Here is a 19,238-nt window from a genome sequence, read left to right on the forward strand (position 1 = left end):
AAGAAGTGCGTCGTCGCTCATGGTCTGTCCACCTCCACCCTGTGCACCACGTGCGCGGGCTTCGCGGCGGCCACCGCGGAGTCGACCAGGTCCATCGGCACGGTGGACGGGTCGTGCACGCGGATCCGGACGGCCAGGCGGGGCGACGCCTCGCCCGGCATCCCGGCGTCCGGGTTCTTCGACCAGCCCACCCCGCCGCTGTCGGCGATCTCCACCCGGCCGCCGGTCAGGACCTGCAGGTTCGCGCGCAGGCCCGCTACCGTGCCGCGCATCCGGTACATCTCGACCGCCGTCGCGACGACCGCTCTGCGGCGTTCGATCGGCCAGCCCTCTTCGAGGGAGATCCCCACCCAGTCGGCGATCCACTCGAGGAAGTCCTCCGGCGCCAGGTACGGGTCGAAGTAGTACACCAGGCAGTCCAAAGTGGACAACACCGGCGCGAGGACGTCGTCGAAGCCGCCCACGAACCGGTCCGTGAACGGGTCCTCCTGGTACACCGCGGGCAGCATCCTGATGAACGGCGACGCGTTCGCCATGCCCGTCACCATGCCGCGCATCAGTGGTCCTCCACCCTGACGTGGTGCTCGAAGGAGAAGATGAGGCTGTGCCGGTCGACGTCGAGCCGCTGGCACTCCTCACCGCGCTCGCCGGTCACCGGGTTCGCGCCGAACAGCCGGACGTCCTCCACCAGGTCCACGCCGCGCACCCGTTGCAGCAGCGCGTAGACGTCCCCGGACTGCACCGGCCTGCCGAAGTCCCAACCGCGGCCGTCGCGCCCGCCGCTGATCGGGTTCAGGTACTCGTACAGCGCCGCCAACGCATCGGCGCGGACGCGGGCCTTGTCCAGTCGTGGCCGGGCGATCACCCGCGCCACCACCGTCACGCCCCGGTACTTCGGCGGCGACACCAGCACTCGCGTGCCGATCAGCCGCACCTCGTCCAGGCGCTCGGAGATCCGCCGCAGCGTCTCCTCCTCCGGCACCAGCTCGGCGAAGTCGATCCGGCCCTCCACCTCGGCGGCCGCGGGCACGATCAGCACCCGCACCGAACCGGGGTCGGTGTCCTCGTCGCCCGCGGTCACGCAGCGCACGCGGGCCACGTCCGGCGCCGCCTCCTGCGTGATCGCCTCGTAGTCCTCGGCGGTGACCGCACGACTCCTCGTACGCAGGAGAATCGGGCCGCGCGCCTTCGCCTCGTCGACGCTCTCGCCGTCGACCCCGCCCCACGCGGCCTCGATGTTCTCGACCCGGGAGACGAAGGGGATGGACGACTTCAGCGTCTGGATCGCACCCTTGCCGACGTTGCCGACGCGGCCGCCACCGGTGGCGTACTTGCGGAGCCGGACCGTCGACCCGTACGGCGGCACCGCGCCGTACTGGCGCAGACCCCCGTCCGGCTCGCGGATCACCGGTCCGAAATGGACAGTGCCGGAGGTGCCGTCGAGGAGGTAGTGCCGGTCGGACGGGTCGCTGCCCGCGAAGTTGTGGACCTGCGTCCACTCCTGCCAGCCCTCCTCGGACGTGGTCTCCAGCACCGTCTCGCCCGCGCCGATCACGATCGGGCGCCGGGTCGTCCGGAACTCCTGACCTGGCACGCCCTCCGAGTCGCCGAGCACCTCCTCCTCGACGATCTCGCAGTGGTTCGCCTCGACCGTGCCGCCGATCGTGCTGGCCGACAGCGCGGTCACGAGCGGCGACGCCTGGTAGGTCGGCCAGTCCTCGGCCACCTCGATCACCCGCGCCCGCAGCCAGCCTGCCGCGTTGCCGCCGAGCACCGCCGACTCGTGGTCGGCGGGCACGTGGAGGTGGATCTCACCGGCCGTGTTCAGCGCACCAGTGCCGTCGGTGCTGACCACGCACTTGCGCCACTCCTTGCCGTTCCACGCCTCCCACACCAGCGGCGGGTGGTCGGGGTGCACGCCGACACCCTCGACGCGGCAGTCGAGGTCGAGGCGCACCACGCAGTTCGGCACCGGGTCGGACAGGCCGACGAGCACCGTGTCGCCCGAGCGCGGGACAGCAGAGAACGCCTGGAACGACTGGCCCATCTTCAGCTCGTCGGTCCGGTCGACCTGCGCGTCGGCGTCGGCCGCCCTGGTGGCGACGAAGTTCAGCGCGCACGGCACGATCCGCAGGTCCGCGCCGGTGGCGAACACGACCGACTCGTCGGTCTCGGTGCGCAGCGTCGCGACGTTCGTGCCCATGGCCACCCCGACCGGGGTGATCGCGGGCGCGGACAGCCAGAACGTGACGTCCGCCTGCGCCGGGGTGGCCGGGATGAGCCGCAGCCCGATGAGCTCGAGGAACTTCACGTACAGCCGGTCCGGCACCTGGTTGAGGCGGAACAGCAGCTGGTCGGTCATGAACGCGAACGTCTCGATCAGCGTGACGCCCGGGTCGGACACGTTGTGGTCCGTCCACTCCGGACACCGGCGCATGACCATGCGCTTCGCGTCGTCCACCAGGTCCTGGAACCGGCGGTCATCGAGGTTCGGGGCAGGCAGCGCCATCAGTAGTCACTCCCGTCCTCTGGGATGGTGTAGAAGGGGAAGACCAGGTTGCGCCGGTCGTTGGTGTCCTTCGGGCGGTACTGGATGTCGATGTACAGCACGCCGTCCTCCTCCGGGTGCGGCGTGACGAGCACCCCCTCGACGTCCACGCGCGGCTCCCAGCGCAGCAGTGCCTCGCGCACCACCTGCGACAGCTCGCCGATCGTCTCGATGTTGATCGGCCGGAACACGAAGTCGCGGATCCGGCTGCCGAACTGCGGGCGCATGGGCCGCTCACCGGGGTAGGTGGACAGGATCAGGCGCATCGCCTGCTCCAGCTCCATCTCCCTGCGCACCAGGGCGATGCCGCCCTGCGGCGCGACCCCGAGCGGGAACGCCCACCCGGCACCGATGAAGTCTTGTTGTGTGGTCACGAAATCCCCTAGTTCAGCTTGATCAGAGAGCCCTTGACCTCGACGATGGCGCTGCTCTCGATCTTCACGCCCATCTTCCCGTTCAGCGACAGCTGCCCGTCGGTCTCGATCTTGATCCCGCCCATGCCGCCCTTGATCGTGATGCCGCCGAGCTCACCGCACTCGATGGTCAGCGATCCCTTGGGGGACTTGGACTCCGGTGGTTTCGGGTTGCACGCCAGCGTCACCGTGCCCGCCACCTGGTCGATGACGAGCCCGAGCTTGTCACCCTTGGTGCCGAGCTGGACCTTCGACTGGATCGGCGGCAGACTGCCCGGCGGTCCGGGCGGCAGCTCGTCGGTGAACGTCAGCTGGTTCGCCGCTGGGCTCGCGATTCCGCGCTTGGTGACGATCCCCGAGCCGGCCACGGCGGTCTTCAGCTCACCGAAGTCGGACTTGCTGTTGATCAGTCCACCCAGGACGTACGGCCGCCGCGAGTCGCCGAACTCGAAGCCCACCAGCACCTCGTCGCCGACCGACGGCAGGAACAGCGCGCCGGTCTTCGCACCGGCGCCGAACTGCACGACCCGCGCCCAGTCCGACTCGAAGTTCGGGGCGAGCCACGGCAGCGAGACCTTGACCCGGCCGAGCTTCTCCTTGTCGGCGACGTTGGTGACGATCCCGCACACCAGCCCGCCGAAGTCGGTCCGCTTCGCCGCGGCACCGCCGGAGGTGAGCCCCAGCAGCGACCGGTTCTGCCGCCCGGACACCCAGAACCTGGTGCGGTAGCCGAACTCCTCCGGGTCGAACACGTGCCGCGCGTTGGTGACGTACCACTTGCCGCAGAACTGTTCCGGCACACCCGCGATCTCGACCTCGGCACCCGCCTGGACCTTCGGGTCGCCGTTCGCGACGCCCTCGGCCTCGGCGAACGTGCTGGCGATGTGGTCGGCGACGCCCTTGGCCGCCGCCTCCGCCGCCGTGTCCGCCGCGGGTCCGACGCCGAGCGGCCGGTCCACCACGACGTACGCGGTGTTGCTCGACGGCAGCCCGAAGTCGAGCTTGGGCAGGCCGGGGATGGACGGCAGCGCGGGCATCGACGGCAGCGAGATCAGCCCGTCGGTGAACGACTTCGCGAGCTTCGCCGGGTCCTGGTCCTTGATCGTCGCGGTGCCGGTGGCCGAGTCGGTCTTGGCGACGGCGACGCGGGCGTCCTTCGGGTCCCACACCCGCACCTCGACGTCCGGCGTGATGTTCGCGGCCGACAGCCTCGGCAGGAACGTGTGCAGGTTGTCCTTGAACGTCAGCTTCCCGTTGCCGAGACCGACCATGCTCGCGACGGCGTCCACGGCGGACGCGAGCGCGCCGCCGATGCCGCCGCCACCGTCCTTGCGTCCGGATGCCTTGCGGAAGAAGAACTCCCCGCCGACGACTCCGGTCTCGTAGCCGATCTCGCGCGCCCGCTGCAGCAGGAAGTCCCAGTCGGACTGGGCGACCTGCGCGACGTGGTCGTGCGCGACCGAGGTCTCCTCGACCTTGCCGATGGTGAGGCCCGCGTTCGTCGCGACCTCCTTGGCGATCTCGGAGTCCTTCATGTTCACGAAGGTGCGGGTGCGCTTCGCGCGCTGCAGCCGGTGCGCCTTCTCGTACCCGCGGACCACCGAGTAGATCAGGCCTTCCTGGCAGATCGCCTCGATCGAGGTCACCTCGCCCTTGATGAGCGAGGTGGTGTTGTCGCTGTCCGCCGGCCCGGCCAGGATCTCCACGACCGACCCGATCTTGAGGCCGGCGTCGTTCACGACCGTGCCCTCCAGGTCGTGGAAGGTCAGCTCGAACATGTCGGGCAGGTGCAGGTGGGTGTCGACGACGGCGCGCATCAGCTTCGGCAGCACCAGCGGCGACAGCGGCAGCCCGACCGGCTTGCCGATCTTGACGGTCGGCCAGACGATCGCGGTCTTGCTGCCGCCGAGGAGACCACCGAGCGTCATCGGGCGATCCCCTCGTCCAGCTCCTGCGGGTTCGGCAGGTAGACGGTGTCGCCGGGCCGCACGCGGGTCGGGTCCTGGATGCCGTTGACCTCGGCGATCCGCCGCCACGCCCCGGGGTTGCCGTAGTTGGTGGTGGCGATGGACTGCAGCGACTCGCCGTGCCCGACGGTGTGCGCGCGGCGGCCGACGAGCCCGCCGGAGGTGGGGTTCTGCGGGAGCGACCCGAGCAGCGTCGGGACCTCGATCAGCGACAGGTTCACCTTGGCGCGCACGGGAATCCCGGCGGAGGTGAACCGGACGTACTTGATCCCGACCTGCTGCATCACGACCGTGTACATGAACCCGATCATCGGCGGGCCCCACTGGAACGTCAGCTCCGGCGGCTGCGTCTTGAGGTTCTTGCCCGCGACCACCGACATCAGCTGACCGAGGAACCCGGCGTCGGGGCTGGCCCACGTGAGCAGCGTGTCGCAGCGCAGCTTCGTGTCCATGCCCTCGAGCGTGATCTCGTTGATCGTGATCTTCGACGGCTCGGACTTCGGGGTGGCCTGCTGCGTGCCACCGGTCTGGGGCGAGGGCATGGACCGCCGCGCAGCGGTGCGCCCCATCGAGATCTCCTTCGGGTTGAAGTCGAAGTAGACGAACCCGATGTTGGGCAGCGTGGTGCAGCGCAGCGACGCGGGCACCCTGGCCCCGGCGAGCGCGGCGGCGCCGATCGCGGCGCCGGCGGCGAGGTTGGCGCCCGCACCGATCATGGCGGTCATCGTGTGGTCCCTCCTGCTACAGGAATCCCTCGTGCACGAGCACGAGTTGTTCGGTCGCGATGCCGAGCGTCCCGGCGTCGAGGTCCGGGCCCTTCCAGCTGTCCGGGTAGACGTTGCGCAGCGTCCAGGTCGCGACCTTCTGCGCGTGCGCGTCGAACAGCGAGATCTGCGCGGTGCCACCCCCGCCGCTGGCGTGCGCATCGATCCAGCCGGACGCGCGTTCCCGCAGCCAGGACTGGACCTTCGCGGTGTCGGCGGCGTTGATGGCGCGCTGCAACGTGACGGGCGTGTACTTGATGGCGCCCGGCATGACCGTCTCGTACTGGTAGTTCCCGCCGTCGTGCTGCGGCTCGGGGTTGAACTTCACCTCGAGGCCCTGACAGCGCGCCCACCCGCCGAGGTCCACCCCGTCGACGGACACGTGGAACCGCGTCGTCAGGGCGAGCATGGTGTTGAGGCTGATCGGCATCGTGAGTCCTCAGCTGAGCTTGCGCTCGTCCTCGAGGAACCCGCGGTGCACGAGTTCGAGGGTTTCCATGGCGACCTGGCTCGCGCCGGCGTCGAACGACGTGATCGACCACTTGGCGGGCATCACGTCACGCAGCGTCCACTCGGTGACCTTCTTCGCGGCGGTGGTGTACAGCTGGATGGAGCCGGCGAAGACCTCCATCTCCCAGGAGTTCTTGTTCAGCCACTGCTTGACCTTCTCGGTCTCCTCGGACACCCCTCGGATGAGCTTCACGTTGGTGTACTTGGTGTTGCCGGGGAAGTAGAGCCGGTCGTTGCCGCCGTCGCCCATGCGGTACTCGGCGATGTCCCAGGCGACGTCGAGCCCCTCCGCCTTGGTCCAGCTGCCGAGGTCGTACTCGGACTTGCCGGACATGCTCACGACGAAGCGGTTCGCGAGGCCGATCGATGAGGTGTCGGTCAGTCCCATGGTGTTGTTCTCCTAACGGAAGTCGGTGAGCAGTCCCGCGCGCTCACGGTCGACGAGCAGTTCGAGCCGCAGCCTGCTGCGGAGGCGGTCGTAGAGGCGCTCGGACAGCTCGTCGAGATCGAGCCTGCTGACGGCGATCGGCTGGTCGTCCGTGGCGGTGGCACCGGCGGTCTGGGTCAGCGCGGCGGCCTGCTGCTGTTGCTGCGGTGTCGCCGCGTTGCCCGTGTCGTCCGCCTTCTTCTGGTCCGGCTCGTCGGCGAACCAGTTGTCCGGGTCGGCGCCTGCCGCGGTGCCGGAGAGGCCGAACCCACCCAGCAGGCGTTGTTTCAGCGGCCGCTTGTCCTCGCTGCCGAACCAGCTCTTGTCGGACCCGACCGGTTGGCTGAAACCGGTCAGCCCGAGCCCGTAGTTCGGGTCCGTGCCGGTCAGCCCGTGGATCCACGCCTCTTTCGAGTTCGCCTTGTAGTTCGGCCGTGTCGGGGTGGAAACCGGTGTCGCGGTGCCGTTCTGCATGTCGTCGAGCTGGCGCTCGATCCGTTCGTAGTGCGCGGCGTCGAGGTCGGTCAGGGGGTCCTTGCCCTGGTCGAACCGCTCCTGGTTGACCGCGTCCAGGGTCTGGCGGACCAGCTCCTCCTTGCGGGCGGCGCGGTCGAACGGCGGCCTCGCCTGCTGCTGCGTCGTGGTGCCGCCCGACGTGCTGCCCTGCTTGCGTTCCAGCTTCGGGTTGGTCCACTCGGTGACCACGTGCCGGGCGGACTCCTCGGCGATCCGGCCGACCTCGGCCTTCGTGGCCGAGTCGAACGGGCTCTGGACCGGCTGGGCGACCACGGGTGCCTGCGCCTGCGCGGGTGCCGTGAACAGCTGGGCCGGGGCGGACAGGTCGGGCTCCGGCGAGTGGACCGCGGGTTGCGGGGCGTGGATGAGCGGTGCGGGCTCCGGCGCGCCGGACTCGCCGCCGTAGAAGCGTTCCGCGGCCTGCGCCTCGGCCTCCAGCTGCTGCCCGAGCGGGGAGTCCGGCGACGGGAGGACCGGGCCGAGCGTGCGCTGCTGCACGGCGTGCACCAGCTCGTGCGCGAGCAGCCCCCGGGCCCGCGGCGAGTCGACCGGGCCGGCGTCGTCGGGCAGGAACACCGCACCGCCGGACGCGAACGCCTTGGCACCACGTGCTTTCGCCGCCTCGCCCACCTTCTGGCCGCGGTAGACGGGAACGTTCGCGACGTCGGCGTGCTGGTGTGCGCGGACGGCGTGCGCGAGGTCGCCAGGCACCCGGTCGACGACCGTGGCACGCGGCAGCGGCTTCGGCTTGCGTGGCGGCAGCAGCCGCGCGGTGGCGCGGAACGACGTGGCGGTGACGCGCTTCTCGGGCGCCGGGCCCGCGCCCGGCGGGTTCGGCCGGACCGCCGTGGACGTCGTCGGTGCCGTCGGAGGTGGCGGCGGGGGCGGCGGGGGTGGCGGGCGCAGCGGCTCGGGATCCGGCTCCGGTTCCGGCTCTGGCTCGGGTTCCGGTTCGGCGGCCACACGCACAGGGGCCGCCGGTGGGGGCGGCGGCTCCTGTGGTGTCGCGGGCTCGACCGACCCGTCCACGACCCGTGGCGGTGCCTCGGGATGGATCAGGTCTTCTCGTGATGGCGCTGGGATAGGAGCGCCGAGGCCGAGCCTGCGTGTCTGGCCGAGGTTGGGCTTGCGCTTGCGCATCGCGCGCTGCACGGGCGCCTCGGCCCGATCGACTCCCTCCACCATGCGCGGCGGCGGTTCCGGCGCCGGGGTGGCCGCCGGCGGTTCCGGTGCGTTCCGCAGCTCCGGCGGGAGGAAGGACGGTGGTTCCGCGAGGGGCGCTTCCGGTTCGTGGCCGGGGAGGCCGGGGAACATCGGCAGCCCGGGGTTGGTGGCGAACCGCAGCCAGTCGGGCGCCCGGTAGGGCTCGGCGGCCACCCTCGGCTCGCCGACGTACTTGTCGACCGCGTCGGTCAGCACCTGCGCCTCGGTGGGTGCCGGACGCACGGCCCTGCGCACCACCGGTGCCGGCGGCAACGGTGCGGCGGGCACCGCCTCGGCCACCGGCTGACTCGCCCGCACCACGGGCCGGGCGAGCCCGGTGACCGACCCGGTGGGCGGCGCTTCGGCAGGCGCCTTCCGGACCGATGGCCGCAACGGCGGCAGCACGGGCGCGGGCCCCGCGACCAGCGGGGCCCCTCGGCTGATCGTGACGGGGATGGCGGGCAGCGCGGCCCACTGCCGGACAGGCGGCGCCACCCTGCTCGCGGCAGGAGCGGCAGGAGGAGCCACGGCAGTCTCCGTGGTCTCCCGCTTCCGCCGGAATGGCCAGCGCATCGGCTTTTCCCCTTCTTCCGGAGTCCACTCAGGACTCGTCCGTGAACCGCGTGTGGATCTTGCCGATCTCACCGATCACGCGGTTCCGGACCGGGTGTTCGAGGTCGAGGATCTTGTCCAGGTCCCAGTGCAGGTAGTAGGCGACGTACGCGAGTTCCTCCCACACGCGGTCAACCGCGTACGTCACGATCCCCCCGGCGCATCACCGGCGACGTCCACCGCGAAGTCGTTGCCGCAGTGCGGACAGCTCACCGCGACCTCCGTGTGTCCGTCGGCGTTGATGCGCCGGTACAGGTCCTGCAGGAACGCGAGGTCCGAGGCGAACAGGCTCTCGACGAGGAACGTGTCCACCACCGGCACGTCCCCGAGCGAGGTGACCGTCCGCTCCAGCAACAGAACCGTCAGGTACGCCGGGTTCTGCTTGGCGCGCTGGTCGTTCTGCGTGGTGATCTCGTCCCGCGCGGTCGCGAGCCGCATGACGCCGTCCCGGTGCACGCGGCCCGTCTCGTCGACGTAGCCGCGCGGCAGCGTGAACGGGTACTCGGTCCGCAGGCCGGTCTCGGCGGCAGCGGGCGCTGTCACGCCGACACGCGCTGGATGCGCTCGGACACGATCGTGACCGTCTCCATGAGCACCTCGGACGAACCCGCCTTCAGCGCGCCGATCTCCAGCTTCGACGGCCACGCGTGCTCGAGGTGGTACCGCGCGACCGGCTTGCCGTCCGGCCCGTACATCACCAGCGAGCACGACTTGCGGGCGTTGATGATGTCGCCGTTGAGCACGGACTCGTGCCACGCCCACAGCGCCATGTGGTCGGACTTGCCGCGCTTGAGCACGACGGTCGCCGGCTCGGTCTTGCCCGGCAGCTTCTTGAGGATCACCTCTTTGTCACTGGACTCCAGGTGCTCCACCGGCTTCACCTCGGTGGTGATGCCCTGCAGCTCGGAGAACGCGGCGATCTCGTAGCCGTCGATGGTGATCGAGAACCGTGCAGCTGTGATCGGGTCGCCAGCAGCCATGCGAGTAACTCCTTACGGGAGAAGGGGGAAAGACGTCATTCCTCGAGGCCGGCACCCTCGGCGAACTGCGAGATCCGGAAGACCACGAACTCGGCCGGCTTCACCGGCGCGATGCCGATCTCGACGGTCAGGATCCCGGCGTCCCGGTTCTCCGCCGGGTTGTTCTCCTCGTCGCACTTGACGAAGAACGCCTGCGCGGGCTGCTGCCCGAACAACGCGCCGTCCCGCCACACGCGGCGGAGGAACATGGTGACCGTGCGCTTGACCGAGTCCCACAGCTTCGGGTCGTTCGGCTCGAACACGACCCAGTTCGTGCCCTGCAGGATCGACTTCTCGACGTAGTTGAACAACCGCCGCACGTTCAGGTAGCGCCACTCCGGGTCGCTCGACAGCGTGCGCGCGCCCCACACCCGGATGCCCTGGCCGCGGAAGCTGCGGATGCAGTTGACCGCGATCGGGTTGAGCACGTCGTGCTCGCCCTTGGTGATGTTGAGCTCCAGGGTGACCGCACCGCGCACGACCTCGTTCGCGGGCGCCTTGTGCACGCCGCGGCTGGTGTCGTTGCGCGCCCAGATGCCTGCCATGTGACCCGACGGCGGGATGAACACCTGCTTGCCTGCCACCGGGTCCGCGACCTTGATCCACGGCCAGTACATGGCGGCGTACTTCGAGTCGTAGCCGGTGACGTCCTGCCGCCAGTCCTTGACGTCCTGCGCGTTGAGGCCGGGCGGGGTGTCGAGGATGGCGACGCGGTCGGCCATCAGCTCGCAGTGCGCGATCATCGCGAGCTGCACTGCCTTGACGTCCTCCGCGGACAGCGTGCCGCGCTGGTAGGCGGCCATCAGGTCCGGCACGCACAGCATGGTCACCTCGTCGATGGCCTCCAGGCCACCGAAACCGGTGCGGTCGGCGGAGTTGCCGACGTAGGCGTTCGCCTCGACCTTGACCGGCGCGGGCGCCGGGGAGCCGAGCGCGACCTCGCCCGCCTTGGGCAGCGCGAGCGCCTTGCCCTTGGTCTCCTCGACGGTGATCAGCTTCGACTGCTGGCGCACCACGGTCGCGACGTTGTTGGGACCGCGCTTGGTGGTCACGTTGTCGAACGTCTCCACCGGCTGCCCGTGCTGCTTCACGACGAGCTTGAACGTGTCGTCGCCGTCCTCGGACGCGGACGCGACCTCGACGGCCAGGTCGGCGGTCTCGGCGCTGCGGGCCGAGATGGTGAGGCCGGGGCGGTCCGCGCCCGCGGCGGGCAGCTCGGCGGCGGGCAGCGCCACCTGGCCGTTGACCGAACCGTTCTGCGACTCACCGCCGACGCGCACGACGTAGGCCGTGCCGCCACCGTTCTGGAAGTAGCCGTACACGGAGTGCGCGAGGTAGTAGCCCTCGACGAAGTCACCGAAGTTCTGCTTGAACTGCGTCCAGTTGGTGACCATCACGGGCTCGTGCAGGGGGCCGCGCTCGGCGAAGCCCACGAAGGCGGCAACCGCGGTTCCCACGGCCTCGATGGGCCGCGAACCTGAGGAAACCTCCTCCATGTACACACCGGGCGCGAGGTAACTGCTGGCCATCTCGGATGTCTCCCTCGTTGGGTCGTACGCGTGTGACCGGCGTGACCGGCCCCGTCTGAGTGTGTTGATTTCGCACCGGACGGCTCAGTCGTCGCGGGGCGGTGGGGAGGGCGGGCGCAGCCGCCCCTTCGGGCGGCCGCTGGTGCTTGTCCCCCTGTGTCGCGTCCGATCTCCGAACCTGCTGGCACCGGCACCGGGCGCGGCAGTCGTCGCGGGGAGGGACGGCGGGCGGCACCGGCTGCCCTTTCGGGCGGCGGTCACGCGCTGAAAGGACGGGCGACGGACTGCTGTGCCCGCGTCTGCCCGCCGTGACACTGGTGCCGTGATCACCGAGGTGGACGAGGCGTTGTGCGTGCTGCTCGGCCGGTCGCTGCCGGAGGGCACGATGGTCCGGCTCGACCCGCCGAAACCGACGTGGGAGACCGAACGCCCGACGAACGCGATCGACCTGTTCCTGTACGGGTTGCACGACGACCCGAGCGGGCGCGAGTCAGGGTGGGCCGACGAGCGCGACGACCGCGGCGCGGTCCGGGCCCGGCGGGAGCCGAACCGGCGCTGCTCGCTGTCCTACCTCGTCACCGCGCGGGCGGAGAAGGTCAACGAGGAGCATCTGCTGCTCGGGGCCGCGTTGCGCACCATGCTGTTCACCGACTCGCTGCCCGCGGACTGCATGCCCGAGACGCTGGCGGCCGCGGGCGCGCCCGTGCTGATCAAGATCGCGGACACCGACCCCGGCGCGCTCTGGAGCAACCTCGGCATGCCGGCCCGCGCGTCGTTCGCGATCACCGTGAGCGCGCCGTTCCTGCCCGCGGCCGACACCGACCTCGCGCCGCCCGCGGAGAAGATCCGGCTCGACAGCGGGCAGAACGTGCCGCCGCGCGGTTCGCTGGCGCCCGCGCAGCCCCGGCGCTGGGTGCGTACGCCATGAGCGGAGCCTGCGGAGCCTGCGGAGCGAACCAGCGAGCCGTGCCGAGCGAGCGGCCGGTCGGAGTCTGCGAGGAGCGGTCGTGAGCCCCGGCGCGAAGATGGGTGACAAGGTCGTCGGGACCGACATCCACATCATCATGATCCCGTCGCCCGGCGGCCCGGTGCCGACCCCGCTCCCCCACCCGTTCGCAGGCACGATCACGGGTGGCTGCAGCACGAACGTCATGATCGGCGGCCAGCCGGCGGCGACGGTGGGCAGCACCGCGACGAACGCACCCCCGCACCTCCCGCAGGGCGGCCCGTTCCAGGTCCCGCCGACGAACCAGGGCACGGTCACCAAGGGCAGCGGCACGGTCCTGATCAACAACAAACCGGCGGCCCGCACCGGCGACACGGTCATGACGTGCAACGACCCGTCCCCGGCCCCCACCGGCTCGATAGTCGCGGTGGGCACGGTCATGATCGGCGGCTGAGCGGTGGCCGGCGAGCCGGAGCTGCGCGCGGGCGAGGGTGGTGAATGGGTGCTCTACCTCCAGCAGTCGCTCAACCACCACTACCGGCAGCAGGTGACCACCGAGTCCGGCGAGTTCGACGCGGCGCTCGCGGGGGTGGTCCGGCACTTCCAGGCACAGCTCGGACTTCCGGAGACCGGTGACGTCGACACCGCGACCTGGGAGGCCCTCACCGGCACGCGCTACCGCTGGCCCGACGAGCCCGTCGCCACCACCGAGGTGACCGCGGGCGGCACCGTGGTCCGGCTCGCACTCACCCTGACCGGTGAGGTCGGCGCCGGTGGTGTGGACGCGCTCGCGGACCTGACCGTCGACCTCGCGGACGACCCGCCGGCACTCGCGTGCACGGGCGCCACGTTCATCCCCGGCTTCCCCGAGGCGGTGGCGGACGGCGTCGAGTACACCGGCACGTGCGCGCTCCCCGGCGCGGCCGACGCGACGGGCTACGTCCTCGCCATCACGGGCAGGCCGGACGCGTGGTCCTCGGCCGGGACCGTGGCGCTGCCCGCCACCACCGGTCTGGTCGAGGTGACGTGATGACCGCCGCCGAGTCCGGTGACCACGTACCGTTCCGCTACGCGCTGCCGCCCACCCCGGTCGCGGGCGCGGCTGTCGAGATCGACCACGTCGCCGTGACCGTCGAACTGCGCCTGACCGGCGACCTGGACGTGCTGACCACCGCCCCGGCCGACCGCACCCGCGCGCTGGCCGCGCTGCGTACCGTCGCGAAGGGACTGATGATCCGCGGCCTCGGCTCCCCCGCGCCCAGCGTCTCCGCCACCGCGGGCCACCGGTTCACCCAGCGCCACCACGACTTCCGCACCCCGGACACCGTCACGTTCACCGGCGACTGCGTCATCGGCTTCACCCAGCAGTCGGTGACCGTGCACGGCGAGGCGACCTACGCGCTCACCGTCACCGCCGCCAGCGCCCACGCCACCGACGACGACACCGGCAACGCACGCACCTGGTTCCTGCGCCACGAGAAGGAACTCGCGGCGATCGGCATGGTGCTGCTGATCGCCGCCCCGATCACCCCGGGCCGCCTCAGCCCGCGCTGAGCCGCCTACGCGTGCTGCTCCTCCAGCAGTCCCCGGTCGTAGGCGATCGCGACGGCCTCCGCGCGGCGGGCCGCGCCGAGCTTCGCCATGATGCGCGACAGGTGGACGCTCACCGTCTTCTCGCTGATGAACAGTTCCTCGCCCACCTGGCGGTTGGTGCGGCCCAGCGCGACGAGCCGCAGCACGGTCCGTTCGCGCGGGGTGAACGGGTCCAGCGTCTCGCTGGGGGTCTGCCCGTCGGACAGTGCGATCCGGCCGCGGCGGGCGAGCTTGCGCAGCGCGTCCCGCAGCGGGCGGGCGTCCAGCCGGGCCGCGACCTCGTCCGCCGCCTTCAGCACCTCGGCCGCGTCGTCCCGGCGGTCGGCGCCCAGCAGCGCCTCCGCGAGCCGCCACCGGCACACGGCCTGCTCGTACACCGCGCCGTACGAGAACGCCGCCACCGCCTTCTCCCACAGCGCCGGGTCGCCCGCGCCCCGCAGCCTGCTCTCCTCGGCCTCGGCCCGCGCGAGCCACGCCCGGCCCTCCGGACCGAGCGAGCCGGTGCGCGGCCTGCCGTACTTGGCGGTCTTGCGCGCCAGCTCGACCAGCGCCAGGCCCTCGTCGACGTAGGCCTTCCGGTCCCGCTCGTCCTTGCGCCGCCCGGCCCGCTCCGCGCAGTCGGCGTACAGGGTCGCACCGAGCGCGCCGAGCCGGATGTTCACGAGGACCCACTGGCCGCCGACCCGCTCTGCCCACTCCAGGGCCTCGCGCACCAGCTTCGCGCCCTCCTCGGGGCGGCCCTGCCACAACGCCAGCTCCGCGCCGACCGCGCTCATGGACGAGAAGATCTGGAAGTCCCGGTGCCACTCCGACCGCAGCTCCGCCGCCAGCTTCGCGGCCTCGGCGAGCCTGCCGCGCGACACCGTCACATAGCTGCCGACCGCCGCGAGCCGCGCGGACACCGTGCTCGACACCCGCATGCCCGGTGGTTCCGCGGCCGCCTCGCTCTGGTCCCAGTCGCCGCGCGCGTAGCGGGTGATCACCTTGATGGCACGCAGCTCGAAGCCGTAGGTGCTCCACGTGAGGCCGGTGTCGCGGGCCCGCTCGACGCCCTCCTCGATGATCCGCACGGCGTCGTCCAGCTCGCCTGCCTCGTACGTGTTGATCGCGAGGTAGTAGCGGGCCCGCAGCTCCACGCTCAGCGCGTCGTCGTCGCGGGCGATGCGGATGGCCTCCCGCAAACGCTCGCGGCCCTCCTCGACCCGGCCCTCGGACTCGTCGAGGGCGCCGAGGGTGATCAGCGCGTCGGCGACCACGCCCACCTCGTCGCACGCCCGCGCCTCCCGCACGGCCAGCTCGGCGAACTTCCGCGACTCGACCGGCTCCCGCATGCTGCGCAGGATCAGCGCGTACACGGCGAGCACCCACGCCTTCTCGCAGCTCGCGGGCAGGTCCTCGGCGATCTCCCACGCCCGTTCGATGACCTGCCGCGCCTCTTCATCGCGACCCTCGACGGCGAAGAGCGCCGACGCGAGGCGCCGCCGCATCATCGCCGAGGAGCGCCGGTCACCGGAGGAGTCGGCGAGCTTCACCGCGGACCGCGCGAACGACACCGCCCGCTCGGGATCCCCGGAGCTGCCCGCCATGAACGACGCGGTGCGCAGCAGCTTCACCTCGTCCATGTGCTCCGGCCGGTCGGCTGGCGCGACACCGTCCCACAGCTTCAGCGCGCGCTCGAGGTGTCCCAGTGCCTCGGCGGGCGCACCGCTGTCGGCGGCCTCCGTGGCCGCGGCGATCGACGCGGCCAGCGCCTGCGGCAGCGCGTGGCTCTCCATGCTGTGGTGCGCGAGGGCCGCCGCCGCGCCGCGCTGCCCCTGCACACCGGCCAGCTCGCGGGCGTACGCGGCGTGCAGCCGCACCCGCTCGCCGGGCAGCAGGTCGCCGTACACGGCCTCGCTCAGCAGCGCGTGGCGGAACGCGTACACGTCCATCCACTGCTCGCGCTTGGCGACCAGCACGTGGTGCTGGACGGCCTCGCGCAGCGCCTCCTCCAGCTCCGGCTCGGTGAGCCCGGACACCGCGAGCAGCCGGGCGTGCGGTGCGCGGCGACCGGCCACCGAGGCGACCCTGACCACCCGCTGCGCGGCCTCGCTCAGCCGCTCCACCCGCGCGAGCAGCACGTCGACCAGTGTGGACGGCAGCTCGTCACCGTCCTCCGTGTACGCGGCGAGCAGCTCCTCCGCGAAGAACGCGTTGCCCTCCGAACGGCCCGCGACCTCCCGGACCAGGTTGTCGGGCAGGCCACCCTCGGCGAGCGAGGTGACGAACAGGCGCGAGTCGGCCTTGTTGAACGGGGCCAGCTCCATCCGCTCCATCGCGGGCTGGCGGACCAGCTCGGCGAGCAGCGGGCGCAGCGGGTGGCGGCGGTGCAGGTCGTCGCCGCGGTAGGTGCCGACGATGAGGATGCGCTGGTTGCGCAGCCGCGCGACCAGGAAGGACAGGAGCCGCCGGGTGGAGCCGTCGGCCCAGTGGAGGTCCTCGAGGATCAGCACCACGGGTGCGGTGGCGGCGAGGTCGGTGAGCAGCGCGTGGACCGCGTCGAACAGCTGGAGCTGGCCGATGTCCTGCTCCGGCCGGTTGCCGGTCCGCCCGCCGACGCCGGGGACGACGGCGGTGAGCGCGGACATGTAGGCCTCGCGACGCTCACCGCTGTCCCGGCCGACGGGCAGCGTCACGTCGGGGAACAGGCGCGCGAGGGCGGGGTGCGCGAGCACCGCCTGCTCCCGGTCGGGCACCTGCGACATCGCCTCGGCGAACGGGAGGTAGGGCAGACCGGTCTCGCCGGCGTCGAGGCAGCGGCCGGTCAGCACGGCGGCGCCCTTGTCCCGCGCGAGGGCGGCGAGCTCGTCGGTCAGCCTGGTCTTGCCGACACCGGCGTCCCCGGAGATGAGCACCGCGGTGGCGGTGCCACCAGCGGCCTGTGCGAAGGCACCGCGCAACCGGTCGAGCTCCCGGTCACGTGCCACCAGAGGTATTCCTGATCCGAGACGCGCCACGCCCTGCATACTGTCACGCCCCGCGCAAGGAGGCGCGCGTCTTTTCCTGCGGCTGTTCCACGGTCCGGGACACGGCACCGATCGTGGCACTGAGGGTGACGGGGGCGACATCGGGAGAACACGCAGTTCCGGCGCGAACTCCCGGGTAAGGGGTACGGGGGACGGCCCTCCTGAGGGGCCGTGGGCGGTGCTCCGGGGTCAGGAGAGCACCTTCGGGCTGCGATTCATGCAGGGCCAGGATCTGTCGTCCGGCGCAGCCTGGGGAGCCTCACTCGCCGTCGAGGCTTCCCTCCTTGACGACTCCCATGAACGCGTTCCAGCCGGTCGCCTCGAACGAGACGTGGCCTGCCTCCGGGTTCTTGGAGTCACGCACCGCTGCGCCGATTCTGGCCACGACGAGTTCGACACAGTCGTTGCCCGCGCCGCTGCGGCTGCTCTTGCGCCACCGCGCCCCGCTCAGGTCAGAAACGGTCACGCTCTGCTCCTCTCGAATTGCCACTAGGACAGCCGGTCGGCTGTCCGATCGACCATCTCGACGGTGTCGTCCGGTTTCAACGCGGCCGCACGCAAATGGTCGAACATCAACGTATACCGATGAACGTCCTCCGGTTGTTCCAAGTAGACACCAGAAGTGGAGTTCTCGACATACACGACATCGGGATCGGCCTGCTCCGGAAAGCCGAGTATCAGGAAGGGCGCCTCCATGCCCGCGTGCGCGCCAGAGGAGAACGGCACTATCTGCAGGGTCACGTGCGGCAGCGAGGCCAGCTCGACCAGCTTCTTCAGCTGGTCGCGCATCGCCTCCGGCCCGCCGACCACGCGGTGGAGCACCGCCTCGTCGAGCACCGCCCAGTACTCCGGCGGGTTCGACTCCTCGGTGATGAGCTTCTGCCGGTTGATACGGGCACGTACGCGAAGCTCCACATCGGCCTCCGCGGAGTCCGGCCGGATCGCGCGGATCACGGCGCGGGTGTACGCCTCGGTCTGCAGCAGCCCGGGCACCAGCAGCGCCTGGTGGGTGTGCAGGAACGACGCGTCGGACTCCAGGCCGACGAACGAGCCGGTGAACACCTCGTTGTAGGCGTGCCACCAGCCCTTCTTGCGGGCTTCCCTCGCCAGCTGGACGAGCGCCTCGCGCTCGTCGTCGTCGACGCCGTACACCTCGAGCATGTCCCGCACGTCACGCGGGGTCACGCCGACGTGCCCGGTCTCGATGCGACTGATCTTCGATGCCGAACACTCCAGCTTGTCGCCGACCTCGTCGATGGTCAGGTTGGCGTTTTCGCGCAGCTCACGCAGCCGGGCCGCGAGCCGTCGACGGCGAACCGTCGGGCTGGGACCTCGCGACATGGATCACCTCACTGTGGATGGGTTGCTGAGATCGATGTTCTCACCTGGACACGAGATGTCACGAGATGCTCGGAAACCGTGATCAGGGTGCATGCACAGCGTATGCAAATGCATCCCACCCGAAAGCGCTTCACCCGATCGTGTACTGCAACTTGCAATATGCGTGTCCCCCATCGCAAGCTGCTAATCGAGCTTCTGGCGCCGGCCAAGGCTTGGTGGACCGGAGTGTTCCTTCGAGAAGCAATTTGACGCGTGGGTCAGGTTTGCGCAACTCGGGGTGTGCACCGAGGCCGCCCACCCTCCTCCAGGACCCGGGGAGTCACACCGTGAGCAGTCCGATCTTTGGACAGCTGGAAACGTCGCTGGCCGACTATCTGACCAACATCACGTACCGCGCCCAGTTCGGCGACGAACAGGCGGCCGCGCTCGTGGCGCGGCTCGAGTTGCCGAGGGTGGTGGACGCGCTGAAGGCCGTGCTCGACGAGCACACCCCGGACGCGCACGGACGCTGCCCGAGCTGCAGGACCAGGCGTTTCGGCCGCGCTCCCGCGCCGTGCCGCGCCTACCTCACCGCCCACCTGTGCCTGGTGGTGACCGAGGACGAGACCCCGGAGGAGACCACCGCACCGATGCGCAGGCAGGTCGCCTACGGCAGTTGACACCCCCGACGACGAGCCCGGGCGCTCCCTGATTCCCCGCGGCTCGTTGAGGTCGAGCGGCTCGCCTCCCCTCATCTCCCCGAGCCGCCCGACACGTGGTCGGGTCCAGGGTCTTCCCCCGACCGGCCCTGGACCCACCACCACGATCTTGAGGGCCCCCGCAACGTCCCGCGGGGGCCCTCAGGA

Annotated in this window: 20 protein-coding genes; 5 read left to right on the forward strand and 15 right to left on the reverse strand. The window is 70.9% G+C overall.

Features of this window, described 5'->3' with window-relative positions; translation table 11 throughout:
* Nucleotides 1-17: 17 nt before the first annotated feature.
* The 12 genes from FHR82_RS31735 to FHR82_RS31790 all read right to left on the reverse strand — a co-directional run bounded on the left by FHR82_RS31735 (nucleotide 18) and on the right by FHR82_RS31790 (nucleotide 11,508).
* Nucleotides 18-557, reverse strand: coding sequence for a phage tail protein (locus FHR82_RS31735; RefSeq protein ID WP_184814280.1), 540 nt, complete (start codon nucleotides 555-557; stop codon nucleotides 18-20).
* A complete protein-coding gene (locus tag FHR82_RS31740; RefSeq protein WP_184814281.1) occupies nucleotides 557-2,509 on the reverse strand; it encodes a putative baseplate assembly protein in 1,953 nt (650 codons plus the stop codon). The genes FHR82_RS31735 and FHR82_RS31740 overlap by 1 nt, the downstream gene beginning before the upstream one ends.
* Nucleotides 2,509-2,922 (reverse strand): gp25 family contractile injection system sheath assembly initiator, encoded by a 414-nt coding sequence (locus FHR82_RS31745; RefSeq protein WP_184814282.1) that lies wholly within the window; start codon nucleotides 2,920-2,922, stop codon nucleotides 2,509-2,511. Before FHR82_RS31745 ends, FHR82_RS31740 begins: the two co-directional genes overlap by 1 nt.
* Before the next feature lie 8 nt (nucleotides 2,923-2,930).
* The gene (locus FHR82_RS31750) at nucleotides 2,931-4,889 is read right to left on the reverse strand and encodes a phage baseplate assembly protein V (protein ID WP_184814283.1); all 1,959 of its coding nucleotides are present in this window, start codon (nucleotides 4,887-4,889) and stop codon (nucleotides 2,931-2,933) included.
* Entirely contained in the window at nucleotides 4,886-5,653 is a 768-nt protein-coding gene (locus tag FHR82_RS31755; protein ID WP_184814284.1) for a LysM peptidoglycan-binding domain-containing protein, read from the reverse strand. The genes FHR82_RS31750 and FHR82_RS31755 overlap by 4 nt, the downstream gene beginning before the upstream one ends.
* 16 nt (nucleotides 5,654-5,669) lie before the next feature.
* On the reverse strand, nucleotides 5,670-6,122 hold the full coding sequence (locus FHR82_RS31760) for a phage tail protein (RefSeq protein ID WP_184814285.1): 453 nt from the start codon (nucleotides 6,120-6,122) through the stop codon (nucleotides 5,670-5,672).
* A gap of 9 nt (nucleotides 6,123-6,131) precedes the next feature.
* A complete protein-coding gene (locus tag FHR82_RS31765) occupies nucleotides 6,132-6,590 on the reverse strand; it encodes a phage tail protein (protein ID WP_184814286.1) in 459 nt (152 codons plus the stop codon).
* Between the two features lie 12 nt (nucleotides 6,591-6,602).
* Nucleotides 6,603-8,876 (reverse strand): eCIS core domain-containing protein, encoded by a 2,274-nt coding sequence (locus tag FHR82_RS31770; RefSeq protein ID WP_184814287.1) that lies wholly within the window; start codon nucleotides 8,874-8,876, stop codon nucleotides 6,603-6,605.
* Nucleotides 8,877-8,949: 73 nt separating this feature from the next.
* The gene (locus FHR82_RS31775) at nucleotides 8,950-9,108 is read right to left on the reverse strand and encodes a DUF6760 family protein (protein WP_184814288.1); all 159 of its coding nucleotides are present in this window, start codon (nucleotides 9,106-9,108) and stop codon (nucleotides 8,950-8,952) included.
* Nucleotides 9,105-9,503: a phage tail assembly protein gene (locus FHR82_RS31780; RefSeq protein ID WP_184814289.1), complete on the reverse strand. Its 399-nt coding sequence runs from the start codon at nucleotides 9,501-9,503 to the stop codon at nucleotides 9,105-9,107. Before FHR82_RS31780 ends, FHR82_RS31775 begins: the two co-directional genes overlap by 4 nt.
* Nucleotides 9,500-9,940, reverse strand: coding sequence for a phage tail protein (locus FHR82_RS31785; RefSeq protein WP_184814290.1), 441 nt, complete (start codon nucleotides 9,938-9,940; stop codon nucleotides 9,500-9,502). The genes FHR82_RS31780 and FHR82_RS31785 overlap by 4 nt, the downstream gene beginning before the upstream one ends.
* A gap of 35 nt (nucleotides 9,941-9,975) precedes the next feature.
* Nucleotides 9,976-11,508, reverse strand: a complete 1,533-nt coding sequence (locus FHR82_RS31790) for a phage tail sheath family protein (RefSeq protein ID WP_184814291.1) — start codon at nucleotides 11,506-11,508, stop codon at nucleotides 9,976-9,978.
* Between the two features lie 322 nt (nucleotides 11,509-11,830).
* Here FHR82_RS31790 and FHR82_RS31795 point away from each other — a divergent pair, with 322 nt between their 5' ends.
* From FHR82_RS31795 to FHR82_RS31810, 4 genes are all read left to right on the forward strand, one after another.
* The gene (locus FHR82_RS31795; protein ID WP_184814292.1) at nucleotides 11,831-12,436 is read left to right on the forward strand and encodes a Pvc16 family protein; all 606 of its coding nucleotides are present in this window, start codon (nucleotides 11,831-11,833) and stop codon (nucleotides 12,434-12,436) included.
* A gap of 79 nt (nucleotides 12,437-12,515) precedes the next feature.
* The gene (locus FHR82_RS31800; RefSeq protein WP_311771362.1) at nucleotides 12,516-12,908 is read left to right on the forward strand and encodes a PAAR domain-containing protein; all 393 of its coding nucleotides are present in this window, start codon (nucleotides 12,516-12,518) and stop codon (nucleotides 12,906-12,908) included.
* Nucleotides 12,909-12,911: 3 nt separating this feature from the next.
* Nucleotides 12,912-13,484 (forward strand): peptidoglycan-binding domain-containing protein, encoded by a 573-nt coding sequence (locus FHR82_RS31805; RefSeq protein WP_184814293.1) that lies wholly within the window; start codon nucleotides 12,912-12,914, stop codon nucleotides 13,482-13,484.
* On the forward strand, nucleotides 13,484-14,008 hold the full coding sequence (locus FHR82_RS31810; RefSeq protein ID WP_184814294.1) for a hypothetical protein: 525 nt from the start codon (nucleotides 13,484-13,486) through the stop codon (nucleotides 14,006-14,008). The genes FHR82_RS31805 and FHR82_RS31810 overlap by 1 nt, the downstream gene beginning before the upstream one ends.
* Nucleotides 14,009-14,013: 5 nt before the next feature.
* On the opposite strand, the gene FHR82_RS31815 is transcribed toward FHR82_RS31810, so the two are convergent.
* The 3 genes from FHR82_RS31815 to FHR82_RS31825 form a co-directional block, all read right to left on the reverse strand.
* Complete coding sequence (locus tag FHR82_RS31815; protein ID WP_184814295.1) at nucleotides 14,014-17,052, reverse strand: helix-turn-helix transcriptional regulator; 3,039 nt, start codon at nucleotides 17,050-17,052, stop codon at nucleotides 14,014-14,016.
* Nucleotides 17,053-17,311: 259 nt separating this feature from the next.
* Nucleotides 17,312-17,518 (reverse strand): DUF397 domain-containing protein, encoded by a 207-nt coding sequence (locus FHR82_RS31820; RefSeq protein WP_184814296.1) that lies wholly within the window; start codon nucleotides 17,516-17,518, stop codon nucleotides 17,312-17,314.
* Nucleotides 17,519-17,541: 23 nt separating this feature from the next.
* Nucleotides 17,542-18,393 carry a helix-turn-helix domain-containing protein gene (locus FHR82_RS31825; RefSeq protein WP_184814297.1) on the reverse strand — a complete coding sequence of 284 codons (852 nt, stop codon included), beginning with the start codon at nucleotides 18,391-18,393 and terminating at the stop codon, nucleotides 17,542-17,544.
* A gap of 326 nt (nucleotides 18,394-18,719) precedes the next feature.
* On the opposite strand from FHR82_RS31825, the gene FHR82_RS31830 reads away from it, so the two are divergent.
* Nucleotides 18,720-19,052: a hypothetical protein gene (locus FHR82_RS31830; protein ID WP_184814298.1), complete on the forward strand. Its 333-nt coding sequence runs from the start codon at nucleotides 18,720-18,722 to the stop codon at nucleotides 19,050-19,052.
* The last annotated feature ends 186 nt before the right edge of the window (nucleotides 19,053-19,238 follow it).

The organism is Actinophytocola algeriensis, assembly GCF_014203735.1.
In the GTDB taxonomy this organism is placed as follows: domain Bacteria; phylum Actinomycetota; class Actinomycetes; order Mycobacteriales; family Pseudonocardiaceae; genus Actinophytocola; species Actinophytocola algeriensis.